This is a genomic window from Roseobacter sp. CCS2 (genome assembly GCF_000169435.1).
Lineage (GTDB): Bacteria > Pseudomonadota > Alphaproteobacteria > Rhodobacterales > Rhodobacteraceae > Yoonia.
This window is the reverse complement of record NZ_AAYB01000003.1, coordinates 45,360-63,120: the sequence shown is the minus strand read 5'-3', so window position 1 is coordinate 63,120 and position 17,761 is coordinate 45,360. Positions and strand designations below refer to the sequence as shown.

At 55.1% G+C, this 17,761-nt stretch carries 14 protein-coding genes; 5 read left to right on the top strand and 9 right to left on the bottom strand.

Features of this window, described 5'->3' with window-relative positions; translation table 11 throughout:
- Positions 1-37: 37 nt before the first annotated feature.
- From RCCS2_RS11520 to RCCS2_RS11490, 7 genes are all read right to left on the bottom strand, one after another.
- Positions 38-3,097, bottom strand: a complete 3,060-nt coding sequence (locus RCCS2_RS11520) for an alpha-mannosidase (RefSeq protein WP_008234390.1) — start codon at positions 3,095-3,097, stop codon at positions 38-40.
- Complete coding sequence (locus tag RCCS2_RS11515) at positions 3,094-4,824, bottom strand: ABC transporter ATP-binding protein (protein ID WP_008234389.1); 1,731 nt, start codon at positions 4,822-4,824, stop codon at positions 3,094-3,096. Before RCCS2_RS11515 ends, RCCS2_RS11520 begins: the two co-directional genes overlap by 4 nt.
- Complete coding sequence (locus RCCS2_RS11510) at positions 4,821-5,753, bottom strand: ABC transporter permease (RefSeq protein ID WP_008234386.1); 933 nt, start codon at positions 5,751-5,753, stop codon at positions 4,821-4,823. Before RCCS2_RS11510 ends, RCCS2_RS11515 begins: the two co-directional genes overlap by 4 nt.
- 1 nt (position 5,754) lies before the next feature.
- Positions 5,755-6,765, bottom strand: a complete 1,011-nt coding sequence (locus RCCS2_RS11505; RefSeq protein WP_008234384.1) for an ABC transporter permease — start codon at positions 6,763-6,765, stop codon at positions 5,755-5,757.
- Positions 6,766-6,860: 95 nt separating this feature from the next.
- Positions 6,861-8,588, bottom strand: coding sequence for an ABC transporter substrate-binding protein (locus RCCS2_RS11500; protein WP_008234382.1), 1,728 nt, complete (start codon positions 8,586-8,588; stop codon positions 6,861-6,863).
- A 45-nt stretch (positions 8,589-8,633) separates the two neighbouring features.
- Positions 8,634-9,314, bottom strand: a complete 681-nt coding sequence (locus RCCS2_RS11495; protein ID WP_008234379.1) for an MBL fold metallo-hydrolase — start codon at positions 9,312-9,314, stop codon at positions 8,634-8,636.
- A complete protein-coding gene (locus RCCS2_RS11490) occupies positions 9,315-10,139 on the bottom strand; it encodes a phytanoyl-CoA dioxygenase family protein (RefSeq protein ID WP_008234378.1) in 825 nt (274 codons plus the stop codon). It lies immediately after the preceding gene.
- A 127-nt stretch (positions 10,140-10,266) separates the two neighbouring features.
- Between RCCS2_RS11490 and RCCS2_RS17945 the strand changes: the two genes are divergently transcribed.
- From RCCS2_RS17945 to RCCS2_RS11460, 5 genes are all read left to right on the top strand, one after another.
- Positions 10,267-11,133 (top strand): AraC family transcriptional regulator, encoded by an 867-nt coding sequence (locus RCCS2_RS17945; protein WP_008234375.1) that lies wholly within the window; start codon positions 10,267-10,269, stop codon positions 11,131-11,133.
- Positions 11,134-11,494: 361 nt separating this feature from the next.
- Positions 11,495-12,511 (top strand): glycosyltransferase family 2 protein, encoded by a 1,017-nt coding sequence (locus tag RCCS2_RS11475; protein ID WP_008234372.1) that lies wholly within the window; start codon positions 11,495-11,497, stop codon positions 12,509-12,511.
- A complete protein-coding gene (locus RCCS2_RS11470) occupies positions 12,508-13,425 on the top strand; it encodes a glycosyltransferase family 2 protein (protein ID WP_008234370.1) in 918 nt (305 codons plus the stop codon). Before RCCS2_RS11475 ends, RCCS2_RS11470 begins: the two co-directional genes overlap by 4 nt.
- 17 nt (positions 13,426-13,442) lie before the next feature.
- Entirely contained in the window at positions 13,443-15,362 is a 1,920-nt protein-coding gene (locus RCCS2_RS11465; protein ID WP_008234368.1) for an AAA family ATPase, read from the top strand.
- 79 nt (positions 15,363-15,441) lie between these two features.
- Entirely contained in the window at positions 15,442-15,687 is a 246-nt protein-coding gene (locus tag RCCS2_RS11460) for a hypothetical protein (RefSeq protein WP_008234367.1), read from the top strand.
- On the opposite strand, the gene RCCS2_RS11455 is transcribed toward RCCS2_RS11460, so the two are convergent.
- Together RCCS2_RS11455 and RCCS2_RS11450 are read right to left on the bottom strand one after the other, a co-directional pair.
- Entirely contained in the window at positions 15,688-16,668 is a 981-nt protein-coding gene (locus RCCS2_RS11455; RefSeq protein WP_008234365.1) for a glycosyltransferase family 2 protein, read from the bottom strand.
- A gap of 2 nt (positions 16,669-16,670) precedes the next feature.
- Positions 16,671-17,678 (bottom strand): glycosyltransferase family 2 protein, encoded by a 1,008-nt coding sequence (locus RCCS2_RS11450; protein ID WP_198007043.1) that lies wholly within the window; start codon positions 17,676-17,678, stop codon positions 16,671-16,673.
- Positions 17,679-17,761 lie beyond the last annotated feature (83 nt).

Below are 17,761 nucleotides of genomic sequence, written 5' to 3'. Positions count from 1 at the left end.
AATGTCCTAAAAATATCGCGCGACTTGAATGCACACTTTATGCACGTTCAAGCCTGATGGTGACAATCTCGAATGGTCGCAGGGTTAGCGCAACCCTGTTTCCCGCAAGCATCAGAGGGGTTGTCGTCTTTTCAAAGATCGTTGCCAAATGGGCCGAACGGCATTGCGGCTCGATGCGCAGTTCCGTCGTAGTCGCAACGCCGGTCGATTCAAACAGTCGGATGATGAGGTCATTGCCAACCAGGGACGGTTTGACCGTCTCGATGATAACGTTAGACGCGCTTGACAGGATCAGCGGTGTTGTGTCCGCACTAGCCGAAGTTGTGGCATCCAACACCCTGAGAGGCGCATTGAGATCATAGGCCTCGTGGTTCAGCTGCTCGGGCTGCCCCGCATCAAAGGGCAGTAAGGCGTAAGTAAACCGATGCGCCCCCTGATCAGACTTTGGGTCTGGCGCAGTTGCGGATTTGATCAAAGTAATCCTTATCCGGCATTCAAGAACATCATATCCGTATTTGCAGTCATTCAACACCGCGACGCCACATGCATCATCCGACAGACAGGCCCATTTCTGCGCCGGCACCTCAAAACGTGCCGCGTCAAAATCGGTGTCCCGTCGCGTGCTGCGCGATATACGGCCCCATTGGGTGTCAAACGCGGCAGTATCGCTGACCACTGTCGTATGGAAAGCTGCCTTCAAAAGCGTATGGGTTTCATGCCAATCCACATCGGTAACAAAATCAATCCGCTTGGAATGCGCGCATAACTGCACCCGTTGAATGATTGTGCTGCTGCGCCAAGCGGTCTTGAACAAAACAGTGGCGCGAAGCGGGCCGTTTTCGACAATCTTGCCTGTTGTGTGTCCCAGCACAGGTTCGCATCGGTCTTCATAGCTGGGGTCGATATCCCAGGCATCCCAGCAAATTGGCCGATCTTCAAACGCGAGTAGGTGGTTACTGGGCGTTGCATCAGCAAGGACGTCACGATCCAGCGTTTTGTCAAAGACTTTGTTGAGTTGCCCGCTGGCTGTCAGCACAACGCGGACCAAGGGGTTTTCCATAACGAAGTCATCACCATCCTTGCGCACGATAACATCACCATCAGGCATGTTGGCGGATGCCATCGGTGCGATGGCATAACCCGGCAGATCATCGAAGTAGACTAATGTGCCGTCATCCGTCTTTTGTCCCGTAATATCAGCATCTTTGCCAAAGGTGGCCAGCCTTGGGCCGCGTGTCGGCGCGGTATTCACCACGCTTGCTTGCGCACAACCCAACGCTTTGGCGGCACTCACGGCCGCCCGTTCAGTCACATCCCTGATCTTGGCAAAGTCGCGGCGGGCATCCTCAAATACCGCGCCAATCGACGTGCCCGTGATGATATCGTGAAATTGATTAAGGCAAAGTAGCTGCCAGGCTTCGGTCAGGTCAGGGCTCTGGCCTGCCATGGCCGCCATCGCCTCTGCCTCATGCAGGGCCCATTCGGCCTTGCGGTTCGCGCGTTTGATCCATCCTTGCGAGGTATAGGTGCCGCGGTGGCCTTCCATATAATGTTCACCCTGCCAGACAGGCAGGTCAGGTATCTTTTTGATCGCCTCAAATGTATCGCGCACGGTGCTGTATTTGAACTGCGGCATGCCGGGCATTGCCTTATAGACCTGCGCCTTGGCCAGCAGATCCTCGGTCGGGCCGCCCCCACCATCGCCATAGCCAAAGCAAATCGGCAGATCGCGGACAGATTGCGGTGCAGTAGATCGCGTGTAGGTGCCCAAGACCTCGGGACCGGACAGGTCGCTTTTATAATTGGTTGGAAATGGCAGATATTGCACGTCGCGCGGTGTCGTCAACACGTGCGCCAACACGCGCGATCCATCCAGCCCTTCCCAATGATGCGTCGATGATGGCACCTGATTGAACTGGTTCCAGTTCAATTTGTTGGTCACAAAAAGCTCGAGACCGGCCAAGCGCATCAGTTGCGGGATTTGCGCAGGAAAGCCGAACGTATCAGGCAACCACAAAACGGGCGTTTCGACATCGCCAAAGGTGTCTTTGAAATAGGTCCGGCCCAAAACCAACTGGCGGATCAACGATTCTGAACCGGTGACGTTCAAATCAGGCTCGACCCACATCCCGCCCATGACTTCCCACCGGCCTTCTGCAACCCGTTCTTTGATCTTGGCAAAAAGGGCGGGATAGTCGCGTTCCGTATAGGCATAGAGTTGCGGTTGTGAGTGCGAAAAGCGAAAGTCCGCGTCGTCCTGCATTAACCGCAAGACGTTGGAATAGGTGCGCGCATTCTTCAGTCTGATCTGATCTATCGTCCAAAGATAGGCAATATCCATGTGCGCGTGACCAATGCCGTGCAGGGTGACATCCAAAGGTTTCCCGACTGAAGGCAAACCTTGTCTTAGCAAGGCCAGCGCTGCGGGCACACTGTCATACAGCGCATCGCCAATCGGATCGCGTGTGTCGAGCAGGCGCACGGATTGATCCAAGATGTCCAGCAGTGCCACACCTGTGTCATCGTCCAATGTTATCGCCGTATCCAAGACCGTTTGTGCCAGTTGCATAAACGTCAACAGCACCGGATCCCGTTCCACCAATGCCGGCAGACCCATGAACAGTTTCGATTTTGAGTTCAGGTCGGGTGGCCAGCCCGCAAGCCCGGTCCACCCGTGCAATGAAAGCACATGCGCCGCGTCATCTGCCAGATCGGCGGCAAGCGGGATTGTATGGTGATACCGGTCCGCCGACCCGATCGGGATTTGATCAACATGCACCAGCGCTTCGGGGTGGTTGAATACATCCCCCAAAATGCCAAGCGGAAGGTGCAAGGCAAGATGATTTGCGTCCCAGCCATCAGGCACCCGAAACGTCGATTTCATCACAAAATTCAGATCCGCATGCCCCCAATAGCTTTCATGCGGGATTTCATCCCAGAGCGTTGGATCATTGCAGATGGGTGCGTCCAGCATCGGCTTTGATAATGGCAAAATCCGAAAATGCGGCAGCACTGACCGTTGCCGATGTACATAAGGCGCGATCAGGCGCAGCCGCGCTGCGATCTTTTCAGGCGTAAAAGGCCAGCTGCGTTTCATGCTTCTTGCAAATCAAAACCCGGCACCATACCGCGATAGACCGCGGATGCTTGCGCTGCCTCCGCCTCCAGTTTTGCGGGGTCCCAATCTTGCCGCCCATCACCCCAACTGCGGTGTAAATCGGGCCAAGGGATGCTGTCGATCAGTAGTTTCGTGTAGGGGTGCTGTGGCGCGCCGATCACCTCTTTGGGTGGTCCGGCTTCGACCACGTGGCCTTTGAACAGGACCATGACGTAGTCGCTGACGTGATAGGCTGTGGCAAGGTCGTGCGTGATATAGAGGATCGAGATGCCGTATTTATCCTTGAGGTCATAGATATTCGACAGGATCGACGCCCGCAGGGATGCATCGACCATGGACACGGGTTCATCCGCGATCAGCAGTTTGGGGCTGAGCATCAGCGCACGGGCCACCACAAGCCGTTGGCGTTGTCCGCCGGATAACTGATGCGGATAGCGGTTCAGCACCAGATCAGGGTCAAGACCAACTGCCGCGCAAGCCTCTTCCATGGCCTGTTGCGTGTGCGCATCTGACTTGGCCATACCAAACTGTTTGAACGGGAACTTCAGCGCGTGGTTCACCCGGTAGAACGGGTTGAAACAGGCGTAAGGGTCTTGAAACACGGCCTGCACGTTCTTGCGGAAATCCAGCGATTGCGCCGCTGACATTGTCGCCACATCCTGTCCTTCAAACAGCACGCGCCCTTGGCTGGGCGGGTTAAAGCCCAGCATGATCGACCCCATGGTCGACTTGCCCGACCCCGATTGCCCCACAATAGAAATGATCTGCGGGGTGTCGCCTTGCAACTGGAAAGACATCGGGTGTAGGGCGGTGACGGCACCATAGTCCTTGCGGACATTTTCAAAGCGGAGCAGCGGTTCAGCGCTGGCCCTTTTGGGGGCTTCGGCACGGGTATCGGGGTTAAGGAAGCTTTCGCCGCCAACTAGCGGGACAGAAGAGATCAGATCGCGCGTATAGGGGTGCTTTGGGGCCTCAAGAATTTGCTGCACCGAGCCGTGTTCGACCAACTCGCCATCTTTCAGGACGGCCAGTTCATCGACCGTCTGCGCCATCAACCCCATGTCATGCCCGATCAGCATCAGGCCCGACCCGATCTCGGTCTGGATGGCCTTCAGCGTCTGCATCACCTGCCGCTGTGTGACGACGTCCAAAGCCGAGGTGGGTTCATCCGCGATGATCAATTCGGGGTTCAGAATAATTCCCATCGCGATACAGACACGTTGCTTCATGCCGCCTGACAATTCATGCGGATAAAGGTCAGCAGTGTGCACTGGCAGGCCCACGCTTTCCAGCGCCGCATCGGAACGGCGTTTCAATTCGGCCCGGTCAAGCTTGCCCTCGTGCGCGATGATCCCGTCCCACATCTGCGGTTCCACCCGCATCACAGGGTTCAGCGAATTCATCGCACCTTGCGGGATGTAGGCGACGCGGCTAAGGCGCGCGCGGCGCATCTGCTCTTCATCCAGATCAAGGACGTTGGTCCCACCCAGATCAATCATGCCACTGGCCACGCGCCCCGGTTCAGCCAGCATTTGCATGACGGCCAGCGCGGTCGTGGTTTTGCCCGACCCGCTTTCGCCGATAAACCCGACGCGTCGGCCCTTGTGGATGTCGAGCGACAGCGCTTTGACCGCTTGGACAACACCTTGCGGCGTGGGAAACTCAATCGACAGGTCTTTGAGGGTGAGGACGGGTTTATCTGTCATGACAGTTTCCTCAGGCGTGGGTTTGAGACCTCATCAAGGCCAAGGTTAATCAGCAAAAGACCGATGAAAATCACCGCCAACAACAGCGTGGGAATACCCCACCACCACCACAGGTTCTGGATCAGTGCGCCTGCATTGATCGCCTCATAGATCGTGCGGCCAAGCGTCGGGATGCGTTGTGGGCCAAGGCCGAGAACCTCGAGGCCGACGGCCGTGACGATGGAGGTCGTGACCGACGCGATGAAGGACCCAAAGAGATAAGGTACCAGATTTGGCATCATCTCGCGGAACATGATGTGGCTGGTGGAGGCACCAGAGAGTTGGGCCATCTGAACATATCCCGATTGCTTCATCGACAGCACTTGCGCGCGGATCAGGCGTGTGGGTGATTGCCAAACGAAACCCGCGATCAGCAGGGCCATCATGGTGAGCGAGACATCCCCAAAAGCCGATTGAAACACGACGAGGATCAGCAAAGGTGGGATGGTGATCATCACGTCAGCACTAACGCGGATCACGTCATCGGTGCGCCCGCCAAGGAAACCGGCGGAGAAGCCAAGGAAGATGCCGATGGACATGCCGATGAGCGACGCAAGCAAGCCGACAAACAGCGTATTGGGCGCACCGATGATGATCAGCGCCAGCAGGTCCCGCCCGCCGCCATCTGTGCCCAGCGGGTTCGCCATGGTGCCCGCCTGACCGCGCAGGTTTTCAAACCCCACGGGTGGCAGGCGCAGCATACTGGACCCGGTAAACACCAGATCAGGGTCCCAGACAAACCGCCCGATGATCCCCATCGCGATAATGCCCAGCAGCAGGGCGGCACCCCAGATCAGTTTGGGGTTCATCCACGGATTATCAAAGCGCTTGATCCGTTTCGCCTGTCGCTTTTCGGCGCGGGTCATGGGCATGTTGTCTTGCGATGTCATATCAAGCCACCTCGTGCCGGATGCGGGGGTCGATGAACGGGTAGACCAGATCGACCAAGAACACGCTGAGGGCGGTGATCAGGATAATCACAAAACTGACGCCTTGAATCACCGGGAAATCCTGATTGAGGATCGCATCGTACAGCAGCTTGCCCATCCCGTTATAGGCAAAGATGCGTTCAACCAGTACCTGCCCTGCAATCAGTAACCCGATCTTCAGCGCAAAGGCGGTAATCTGCGGCAGGATCGCGTTGCGGATCATGTAACGGTAAAGAATATAACGCGGGCGCAGGCCCTTAGCCTCGGCCAGCTTGACGTAATCTTCGCCCTGCACACCGATCATCAGGCCGCGCATCCCCAAGGCCCAAAAGCCGAATGTGACAACGACGATAGACAGCGCCGGCAAGAATCCGTGGTGAAGAACAGACTGCACAAACGCCCAGTTCCAACCGGGTTCAACAAAGATGCTATATGCGCCCGTGAGTGGAAACCATTGCAGCTTGGCCGCGAAGACCCACATCAGCAAAAGACCTGACAGGATCGGCGGAATTGACGTGAAAACCATCGCCGCGGGGATCGCGACGCGGACCAGTTTTGGCGATCGGTCCCAGACCATCAGCGCACCCAGCAGGTTGCCGATGACGAAGGTGATGATCAGCGACAGGATCATCAGGCCTAATGTCCAAGGTAGGGCGTTCAAAATCAGGGTTGAAACAGGCGTTGGGAAGGCGGCGGTCGATAGCCCAAAGTCGAAAACCAAGGCACCGCTGATATAGCGGAAATATTGGATCAAGAACGGCTCATCAATGCCCATATTGGCGCGCAGCTGGGCCAAAATCTCTTCCGAATTGGCGACTGAACCGGCTCCTGCGGCCATCCGGCCAAGGGCGATTTCAGCGGGATCAACGGGCGACAATCGCGGGATGATCCAGATGATCGTCGCAGCGATCAGGATGGTCAGGATCAGCGTGGTCAGCCGGTTGATAAGATATGATCGCGGAATGCGTCCCATGGGGTCTCTCCTTGCTGTTTTGCAGCGCGTTTAAGCAGCTACATGCGACCGGCGCCTCGTATGCTAGGCGCCGGTCGCTCTCTCAGGGAGGGTCGTTAGTTTCCAGCCGGTTCCAGATTATGGATGATCTGGTGGGTGTGGTTCCACCAGAAGAACGGATGGTTGTAGTAGTTGTCTGCCGTGGGCCAACCTGTCCAATATGTCTCGTTCATGGGCAGCAGCTTGGCGGCCTGAACAAGCGGGATGAACGGCATCTCAGCGTCCAGATGGGCATAGGCTTCGGCGACCAGACCGGGGATCGCGTCATCACCCAATTGGCGACCGGCGATATCGTCCATAATCGCGCTATAGCTTTCTGCCGCGGCACCATCCCAACGGGCGGTATTGTTAAAGCCGGGGCTGCGTTCGCCCACTGGCACGACGTCCTGAACGGTATAACGGCCCATCGACGCCCAGGGTTCGTTCACTGATCCACAGGACAGCCAGCTATAGGACATCTCATAAGCACCAAATGGCAGTACTTCCCCCCAGAAAACACCGTTTTCAACCGGTACGGCGCGGGCATCAACACCTGCGCGCTGAAGCTGTTCGACGATCACATCAATCGTGCGGGTGTATTCGGTCGAGGCAGAGTTCACATGGATCTGCACCGACAGGGTTTCGCCGTCTTTGGTATAATAATCGCCATCGCGGGCCCAACCTTCGGCTTCGATCAACGCCTGACCGGCGGCAACATCTGCGCTGGCAGGCAGGCCATAACCGGCTTCGACTACTGCATCAATGAACGGTGCCATAGACCCGTACTGTGCAAACATAGTCTGCGACGCGGCTGTCGTGCCTTCGTAGGCGACATTCACGATCTGATTGCGGTCAATGATATGGGCAACCGCCTTGCGCATGTTGGCATTGTCCCATGGGGCGACGGTGGTGTTGATTTCCAGCTGTCGTGCGCAGGGGTCGGCGGCGGCGTAAGGATAATCGGCATACCATGCGATCACATTTGGGTTCTGCGCCTGAATGGCCTCGAACGTGCCGATTGTGACGTTCTGGGCCGCGTCTAGCTGGTTGGCGGCCATCAATTGTGCGCGGCTTTCCTCGCCACCGGTTTCAACAAAGACCACGCGTTCAGGTGCTGGCAGGTCCATGAAACCTGTCTTGGCGCCCCACCAGTCATCGTTACGATCCCATATCGCACGGTTTGATGCGGCAGAAGTGAAAGTATAGGGGCCGGTGCCGATAGGTGGGTTGAAGGCGAAGGTCGCCGGGTCTTCACCGTTCCAGACATGCTCTGGCATGATCAGGAACGACCCGAAAATGCGCACGCCAAAGTTTTCAACGATGAAGCGCGGGTTGGGGGTGTTGAGGGTGAACTTCACTGTCAGATCATCCACCTTTTCAACCGACGCGACCTGCGCCTTGATGGTTGATGCCTCACGCGAAGAAATCTCTTCGTTAGTCAGCGCGATGTTGGTGGTAAAGATCACGTCGTCGGCGTCAAACGCCTCACCATCGGACCATTCCACACCTTCGCGCAGGGAAATCGTGAACTCGGTGCTGTCGGCATTGCTTTCAAAGCCAGTCGCCAGCCATGGATCTACATCACCTGTGCCATAGTTAAGGATAAACAGCGGCTCCCACATCGTTTGGTGTGCGCCATGCATCCGCTTGGTACCCGGTGTCATCCAGTTGAAATTTTCAGGGTCCTGAATGGTGCGATCAAGATCAAAGATGACCGTGTTTTCACGGGATACATCCTGCGCAAGCGCTGCGGATGTCGCCATGGCAAACGCAGAGGTCGCCAAAAGTAATTTTCCCAGTTTCATGTTTTTCCTCCCAGAAAAGGGCTTTGCGCCCATGATGTTGTCCGTCTACCGAACGTAGTCCATGACCAGAACGCGGGTGCGATCCGGCAGGTCATCTTTTGTCAGTGTGTGCGTCGCGCCAAAGGCAAAATCGACGTCTTCATCCTTGAAATGGCTGAGAAAGCTTTCGATCCACATTGTGTTGCGCGGTTTGTAGGTCAGCGTGCGAAAATGCATCGGGATCACCAGCTTGGGTCGGGTGCGGTGGATCATTTCCATCAGGTCCGGCAGTTCCAAAGTCAGATAGCCGCCCGCCAGCGCGAACAGCACGTCGGTGTCTTCAAAGAACGCCTGCTGCGCATCGGTCAGCGGATTGCCTACGTCGCCCATATGGGCAAATTTGATGTTGTCCAGCGTGAAACGATACATGCCATTCTGCCCCGGCACCGCGTGTTCAGGGTGGTGGTCCCATTCAGCGGCTTCAATCGCGGTGATTTCAACGCCTTCTGCGGTTGTCGTCCCACCGCCTTGCGCAACGGTCAGCGCATTTACCACTGTTGGATCGCCGGCGATCAGGTCAGCCCGGCAATGGGCGCTGTCATCATCGGATGAGATGATAACAAGCTCAGCAGTCTCTTTGATGGGCACATATCCAACGCCTTCTGGCGTGTAGGGATCAGTAATAACCTTCGGCCCCTCGGCGGGTGTCAATCCAAATGCGGCGTGACCGAACCATGTGATGTCCATTCAGTTATTCCCTACGACATGCGGACTTTGGGTCTGCGTAATATCATTATTGTCAGGCCGCGGATGGGTGACCCAATCACCAGCATTGCCACGGCAAAGAATGGCCTCAACCCCTCTCGCCCACGCAGGATCGGTGATCCTGACGTTTGGCGGGCAATAGCGTAAAGTCAATCCGCAGCGCCTGCGATCAGATCGGTTGGCCTGCGATCCATGCACTAGCATATCGGCATGTAAGGATATTTGGCCTGCCTGCAGCACATTGGTGAAAGGATCGCCAAGCGCTTCTGCATTGGCGGTTTCCTTGTGAAAGACTGCCTTGTCTGTCGTCGTCTTTACGTCCATCGCACCTTGGTTATGCGTGCCGGGAATAAAGCACATGGCCGCATTCTCTTGATCCGCATCGTCGATGGCCAGCCATACTGTCACCGTCCGCGCAGGCGAAAGCGCCCAGAATGACGCGTCTTGATGCCAAGGCACTATTTTCGGGTCATGGGGTTTCTTGGATAAAATGGCCGTCGCCCAACATAGGATGTTGGGACCGATAATATCCTGCACATGGTCAAGAATACGGGGATCAGTGGCAATGTCCCACAGACCCGCAAGGCGTGCCTGATAGCAATTCACACCATAAGCACCGTTGGGACCCAGATCTGTCATAAGCCGGTTAACGTAGCGACGGATGTCAGCGATCTCTCTAGCCGAAAATACATCGAAAGGCTGAACAAAGCCTTCGGCATTATATCGGGCAATGTCCTGCGCAGACAGCTTTTGACCATCTTTTTCGGGCGCTGGCGCAAAACGCAGGTCTTGCTTTTCTTCTAACATCGTCCCCCCTCCGAAGTGGTATCGTCAAGGACCACATACAAAGAGTCACTAACGTGTTTTGATATTTTTTTGCACTATATTGATATTTTCATGCCGCAAGGCAGCATTTAGTTGCTAATATTGTGGTATGCGCAAAACGACATTCCATATTGATAACTACATCCGTGCCGATGACGCGTTTCATTTTGCCCGGAAATCTTTGGCAAAACGATTTCCCAATGCGGCACACGACCATGATTTTTTCGAAGTTTTCTTGATCGAAAGCGGCCAGACCAGCCATTGGGTGAATGGCGAAACACAGCAACTGGAACCCGGGCATCTGACCTTCATCAGACCAAATGATGTACACGCGTTTAGCGCCGACCGTACCAAAGGCTGTCAGATCATCAACGTCATGTTCCGCGTTGAAACCGCCAAACATCTGACAAACCGCTACGCCAAAACTATCGAAAGCGCGTTCTTTGACAGCCGCGCGGCGTTGCCTGAAATGCACATGCTTGATCCTGTCCGCTTTGCCCGTGCGATCAACGTGGCCCAACAGCTTCAAACAGCGCACAGGTCTTTGGCCAGGATCGAGGAGTTTTTGTTGGTGCTGACAAACCGCGTCGCTGACGCGGCAGGCGGCATCGCGCAAAATGCGCCGCGGTGGTTTGCCGAAGCATGCAGTGCCGCCCAGTCGCAGACCGTCTTTAGCAAAGGTGCCGCGGGTTTCATCGCAGCAGCAGGACGCAGTCACGAACATGTTTGCCGTACCTGCAAGGCGGTCACCGGGCTGACCCCGTCGGAATACATTAACCAAGTGCGGATCGAATATGCAGCGCACCTGCTGCGCAGTGACGAAAGGTCAATTGATGATGTTGTCAACGATTGCGGATTTGACAACAGCAGCTATTTCTACCGCCTGTTTCGTCGGCAATACGGCACAACCCCCCGCGCCTATCGACTTGAAAACCTGCGCGATCCGTTTCAGCTGATCGACCGTAGCGACAAGTAAGCAAAGACCAGCATGTTCGATGGCCGCGTCAAAAAGGCGATCTGTGACTGTCACACCAATCACGCGACCTGTTTGCGCGGATTATCACCGATCACAAACAAATCATGCCACCGTTTCACATTCGTTTCTTCTTTTAAAATCAATGCTGTTTCAGGTCACCGGCTCGCTTACGCTGAACAATTGGGCATATTGCATGATCGCGCCCATAATCCGCCCGTTCGGTGGCAAGCTATGGCCGACCCTGCATTGGATGGCGTGCGCCCCTTGGCGAAGGGACCTATGATCGGCCGCATTAGTGGTACGCTTATTCAGTGACGCATTGCCTCTTCCGACAGCAACTTACGTTACACGAAAGATCAAAATGTCAGATTTGACTGATACGACCAACCGCATCGCGGACCCCCTTATCGTTATTCCCTGCTTGAATGAAGCGATGCACATCGGAACAATTCTTAGCCAACTTCGTGCAGCGATGGACAGGCTGGGCGGGCGCGTTGTTGTCGTTGATGGTGGCAGCACAGACGGGACGATTAGAATTGTGCAAGAATGCGCCGCTGCAGATGACCGTATCGCGCTGTTGCATAACTCCGACCGCATTCAAAGCGCCGCAATCAATATGGCCGTCGCTATGGATGATGGTCGCGCCACGCATCTGATCCGTATTGATGCGCATTGCGCCTATCCGGATGACTATTGCGATATTCTGTTGCAGCAGGCCCGGTCCGTATATGCTGACAGCATTGTGGTCAGCATGGTTGCGCAAGGGGACAAACGGGTTCAACGCATCAATGCCGCCACCCAAAATGCGCCTATCGGCAATGGCGGGTCTGCGCATCGCAATGTGCCGTCTGGTGCTTACGTCGATCACGGGCACCACGCCCTGATCAAGATCGCCGCGTTTCAGGCCGTTGGCGGGTATGACCCAAATTTTGCCCATAATGAGGATGCCGAACTGGACTATCGCTTGCGGCAGGCCGGATATCGAATTTGGCTGACGGCCGCGACGGTTGTGACCTATTTTCCGCGCCCTTCGTTGATGGCAGCGGGGCGTCAGTACTTTTTCTATGGGGCCGGGCGTGCCAGCAATTTGTTAAAGCACCGCATAAGGCCACGGATCAGACAGGCCAAGGTCATGATGGTGGCACCGGCAGTTTTGCTGGCGCTGCTGGGACCGGTCCACTGGCTGTTCGCCATACCCGCTGCTTTATGGGCTGCGTATTGCATTGTTACGGGTTTGCGAATGGCGTGGGAGCAGCGCGATTTAATGCTTACTTTATGCGGTCCTGTTGCAATGATTATGCATTTTTCCTGGTCGCTGGGGTTCTGGCAAAGGGTGCTGCGCAGCACCACAAACACCAGATCGCAGGTGACACAATGACCAAAACACTCGACATCTGCGTATGTACCTATCGGCGGCCTGAGCTGACCAAGACTTTGACGTCGCTGATGGCCTTGGTGCTGCCGGACGGGTATGATGTGGCCATTCTTGTGGTCGACAATGATGATCACCCAAGCGCACAGCGGACTGTTGATGCGATGGCACAGAACGCACCCCTGCCCTTGCGCTATGTGCATTGCCCGCAAGGCAATATCTCGATCGCGCGCAATGGGGCATTGGCCCACAGCAACGCCCGTTTTCTGGCTTTTATTGATGACGATGAAGTCGCACCGGCGAACTGGTTGGTTCATTTGACCGGGGAAATGGCAAAAAGTAACGCCGACGTGGTTCTAGGCCCGGTCGAGGCAGACTATCCAGATGGTGCCCCCGACTGGATGCAGCGGACCCGCATCCATGCCACGATGCCGGTTTGGGTCGATGACAAGATCATCACCGGCTACACCTGCAACGTCCTGCTGGATCGCCAAAGTACAGCATTGCAAGGTCGCATTTTTGATGTGGCTTTGGGGCAAACCGGTGGCGAGGACACCGCGTTTTTTGCCAAGGTGGTCGCGGATGGGGGCAGGATCGCATTTTCGCCAGACGCCCTGATTTACGAAACGATCCCCGCCAATCGTGTCAGCTTTCGCTGGCTGTTGCGGCGGCGCTTTCGAATGGGGCAGACCCATGGGCAACTGGTTGCCGAAAATGGCGTCACCGCGCGGCTTTGGGCCATTACAGTTGGCAAGGTCGTCTATTGTGCAGGCGTGGCGCTGTTACAGGCTGTTATGCCAGCGCGCCGCAATAAAACGATTTTGCGCGGTGCTTTGCATGTTGGCGCTTTATCGGGGCTGGCTGGTGGTCGTGGGCTGCAACAATACGGGCCTGGTTTCACACAACGGAAAAGCGAATAACGGGTGGGGCCGATAAGATGAAAGACATTGGATTACGCATTCAAGACGCCGAAGCGCCGGTAGATCGTCGTCAGCCGCACGCGATAAACGAGGCAACAACCTTGGGCGATGTGATGGCGGCACTGCGCCGGCAATATCTGCCACTGATCCTGTGTGCTGTGATGGGTATGGTTGTGGGTGCCGCGCATCATCTGACCACACCTAAACAATATTACACGTCCTCTACGGTTCTGGTGAACGAGAGAGGCAGCGAAGTCGATCAAGAGATCACGGCCAGCATACCGTTTGCGCGAAACGACACATCGCTATTGAACGAAATGCAGGTCTTAAAGTCACTGCAGCTTGCGACCGAGGTTGCCAGTACGTTGAACCTGCAGAACAATGACGTCTTCATGTATCCTCCATCATCGCTTGCCCGCGACATCGTCTCAGGGCTGCAACAGCGCGTTACTGGTGTTATTGGTCTGGGCGAAGCACCGGATGAACCTGCCACTGTCGATCTTGAACAGCAACGCATCAATCAGTTAACCGCAGCTGCGTCGCGCCTGCAGCGCGATATCCTTGTCACGCGCATCGGCCTGAGCTTTTCGATCGAGATCAGCTATGTCGGGCATGATCCCGAACTCGCCGCTGACATCGTGAACACTTATGCCGCAGCTTATCTTGAGGATGGCCTAAACGCGAATGTGGAATCCACAGAGCGTACGGCCGCATGGATGCGCGAGCGATTGGACACGTTGGAGGCAAATGCCGCTGATGTGTTGGCGCAGGCCGCCGCCTTGCGCCAAAGCGATCCGACAAAAGTCGCTGAATTGCGCGACCTGGCGCAGCGGGCAGCAACGCTTGACGCGCTGCACCAGACGATTTCAGCACGCTATGAACAAATTCTGATCCAGGGGTCTTTCCCAATCTCGAACGGGCGTATCCTGACCCAATCAACTGTTCCTCAAAAAGCGGCTTTACCCAAACTTTGGCAAACCTTGGCTTTGACAACGCTGCTTGGCCTGATGTTCGGTTTTGCAATTGCGGTTCTGCGTGAAGCGGGTGATCGCGCCTTTCGCGTCAGTACAGACGTTCATAATGATACGGGACTTGCGTTTTTGGGCCACTTGCCACGGGTCTTTGCAAAAAACATCGCTGATGCGCCAATACCAAAAACCAAACGCATGACCTTTAGCGGAGGCGATCAGAGTGCGGCCACAAACGATGTCGCCAAAATGGAAACGTATCGACGCAAGGCGAAAGACACAGCGCCACTTTATTTCTGGTCTGTTCTGATGCCGCAATCCATGTTCAGCGAAACGCTGCGCAATATCCACGCCACCGTTGATCTTGGCACGTCCGATCACCCAAGCAAGGTGGTGGCGGTCACATCGATGTTGCCTGACGAAGGCAAAACGATGCTTGCGGTCAACTATGCCAATATGCTGGCAAAATCAGGTGCACGAACCTTGTTGATCGACATGGATTTGCAGAATACCAGCATCAGCGACGCACTCAAAATTCCGTCTGTCCCTGGCATGACCGAGGTTGTGGGCGGGACCGCAGCACTGCCAGACGCGTTGCATAAGCTTGATTTTACCGGTTTGAACATTTTGCCATCCGGTCCGGCACAGCAGCAATCCGTCACCGGTGATGTGGCGTATCAGCAAGACCTGATATCCGAGCTTCGCAAGCACTACGATTACATCGTTCTGGACCTGCCACCATTGGGCAGAGGGTCCGGGGCCAAAAGCATGATAGGTCAATTGGACCAAATCGTATTGGTCTGTGAATGGGGTAAGACGCATAGATCCTTGGTGGCGCAATATCTGGCGCATGAACCTGAAATTGCACAGAAAGTTGCCGGTATCGCGCTGAACAAGGTCAATGTCAGGCAACTGCGCAAATATGCGCGCCCCGGCTGGCCTGAAAGCTATTTGGCAACAGATATGTAAGATGCCAAAGATTCAGTCTTTGAAACAGTAGCGCGATGGCCTTTGTTCTCTTATACTCGGCGCGGGGATAGGAGGACGTGTGCGTCTGCAAGTATTCATTGGTTTCATGGTGTGTTCCGCCGTCATCATTGCGGCGGGGTCTTATATGACAGGTGCCGGTCTTGGGATCAGCATTCTACGCGCGATCGCGGCACTTATCATTTTGCAGTTTGTCTACTTCCTGCTGCTTGTTCTGATGAGCGTGATTTCACCACCAAAGCCATCCGCATTGAAGCCGAAAAACACGACACAGGCTGATCCTGCGGCCAAAACACAAAAGCCATAGCTATCCTGCGCGGGTATTCAGAAACGCGCTGATTGCAGGCTCGGCTTTTCCCATCAGGCGGATCATCGCGCCACGAAATGCAAGCCGTGCGACCTCAACCCTGTCCAATGATTTCCCGACACGAAGTTGAATATGCGATTTGACCAATCCTGTGGCGCGCTGCCGCTCTGAATATCGAAACGATGGATGGGTCAGGAAGCGGTTGCGATCTTCGACCTTTGCTAATTTCCACGCTTTACGCTGCAAAATCCCGACCGAGCGTTTGAGCGAAAGTTCACGTTTGTAATATCCGGCATCCAAACCCAGATCACGGGTTGTTCCTTCACCGTTTTCGGCCCAGACGGCCAATGGCTCCATCGCGACATAGATAGGTTCGCAGATTGCGAAGGTGCGCATGTATTCCTGCAAGGTGGCGCTGCATGCAAAGTGTATTTCCAGATCGGTCGCTGCATCCTTTGACCAGAATAGCCCACCGTTTGAAACACCGATGTCAGCCAGCAAACACAGGCGAAACACATCAGGATCATAAAGTCCGCCTTGCAACTTGTCGTCAAGAATACCGCGCGTCGATAGTCGGGCGGTGTCGGTTCCGCTATCAAATTCGATCAACTGATTACGAAATACGATGTGGACGTCATGTTGTTCGCAGATCGCAATATTCTTGGCGATGAAATCAGGCAGAATGCTATTGTCATCTTCCAGAACGAAAAAATAATCGGCCTGATGTGGATTGCGTCGACCAAAGCATTGATCAATGTTGCTTGACGCAAATAACTGCGGCTGATTATGCGTGAAACGGATGCGTGGGTCATTCAGCGCGGCTACAACCGCGCCTGCTGATCCGTCTGCACAGTCATCATAAACGTCGCAAACCCAGTTGGCCGCCGTTTGCGATTGCAAACTTTTCAGGCATCGCAGCAATGCGTCTGGCCGCTTGTAGGTTGGTGTTCGTACATGAACAAGAGGCTGATTGTCCGGCATTATCAAGACCTCGTGGCCTGATTTGCAGACCAGTCTTGCGCGGTCCAGTCGCTGGGATTGGTGGTAAGGCCTGTTTGCTTTGCGGGTTTCTTTAACGGCCATGCAAAGCGGTCTTTTGCAACCCGCCCCAATGGCCCAAGCAAGGCAGGTTTTCGGATCAAGTCGCCTGTCGCACTGACATAACGCCCGGCCTTGATGTTCTGCGCCAGAGTTTCAAATGCCAATGGGGTTTGTAACGCCGCACGGCGCGCAGCGAACGCGGCCTTTAGATCATCGGATAAATTAGGATAGCGGATCAACGTGTCATCAAGGACGGTTATCATGGTTTGCACGTCTTCGGGACACATACGATGCGATAACGACTGCGCATGCCTGCGGTACAGATAATAGGATTCCGGCAGCAAATGCATCTGCCCGCCATTCAGCAAAAACCGGATGTAAAAGTCATTGTCTTCGCCAATCCGAATGTCTTCGCGATAACGCAGTCCATTCAGCGCATCGGCCCGAAACATCGGCTTCAGATAACCCAGTTCAGGCGCCCGTGGTGTGGTTGATAGAAAGTTTTGCGCCGTCAATGTTTGTGGATTAACGAACCGTACATCGCCAAGCAATGTCATGTTCGGGTGCACAGTGTCATCAATAAGATAGGTCAGGTCATCTGCGATTGCTTCGGTTTGCAATGCGCGTGCCGCCGACAGCATACGTTCAAATCTTTGGGGGTGGATAATGTCGTCGCTGTCGACGATCGCCACCCACTCGCCTTTCGCGACATCCAGCGCGCGATTGCGGACGGCAGCGGGCCCCGCGTTGGTATCAGATTCTAGAATAATCAGTCGTGGGTCAGCGGCCGCAATCTGGCGCGCAATTGTAATGCTTGCATCGGTTGACGCATCGTCCGCCAGCAGAATTTCAACCTCTGGTATGGATTGTGCCAACACGGATTTCAGCGCCGCCAAGACGTGGTCGGCGGCATTGTAATTCGCCATAATCACAGAAACTGTGGGTATCATCCAAGCCGTCACTTTCGCCATTCTTTGCAGTTGCAGCATACGCGGTTTGATACGCTAGCTCACATGAATTGTGGTCATCCGTT

Coding starts and splice junctions, on each gene's coding strand:
- RCCS2_RS11520 (WP_008234390.1), bottom strand. CDS start 3,097: ATGAAACGCAGCTGGCCTTTTACGCCTGAAAAGATCGCAGCGCGGCTG.
- RCCS2_RS11515 (WP_008234389.1), bottom strand. CDS start 4,824: ATGACAGATAAACCCGTCCTCACCCTCAAAGACCTGTCGATTGAGTTT.
- RCCS2_RS11510 (WP_008234386.1), bottom strand. CDS start 5,753: ATGACATCGCAAGACAACATGCCCATGACCCGCGCCGAAAAGCGACAG.
- RCCS2_RS11505 (WP_008234384.1), bottom strand. CDS start 6,765: ATGGGACGCATTCCGCGATCATATCTTATCAACCGGCTGACCACGCTG.
- RCCS2_RS11500 (WP_008234382.1), bottom strand. CDS start 8,588: ATGAAACTGGGAAAATTACTTTTGGCGACCTCTGCGTTTGCCATGGCG.
- RCCS2_RS11495 (WP_008234379.1), bottom strand. CDS start 9,314: ATGGACATCACATGGTTCGGTCACGCCGCATTTGGATTGACACCCGCC.
- RCCS2_RS11490 (WP_008234378.1), bottom strand. CDS start 10,139: ATGTTAGAAGAAAAGCAAGACCTGCGTTTTGCGCCAGCGCCCGAAAAA.
- RCCS2_RS17945 (WP_008234375.1), top strand. CDS start 10,267: ATGCGCAAAACGACATTCCATATTGATAACTACATCCGTGCCGATGAC.
- RCCS2_RS11475 (WP_008234372.1), top strand. CDS start 11,495: ATGTCAGATTTGACTGATACGACCAACCGCATCGCGGACCCCCTTATC.
- RCCS2_RS11470 (WP_008234370.1), top strand. CDS start 12,508: ATGACCAAAACACTCGACATCTGCGTATGTACCTATCGGCGGCCTGAG.
- RCCS2_RS11465 (WP_008234368.1), top strand. CDS start 13,443: ATGAAAGACATTGGATTACGCATTCAAGACGCCGAAGCGCCGGTAGAT.
- RCCS2_RS11455 (WP_008234365.1), bottom strand. CDS start 16,668: ATGCCGGACAATCAGCCTCTTGTTCATGTACGAACACCAACCTACAAG.
- RCCS2_RS11450 (WP_198007043.1), bottom strand. CDS start 17,678: ATGATACCCACAGTTTCTGTGATTATGGCGAATTACAATGCCGCCGAC.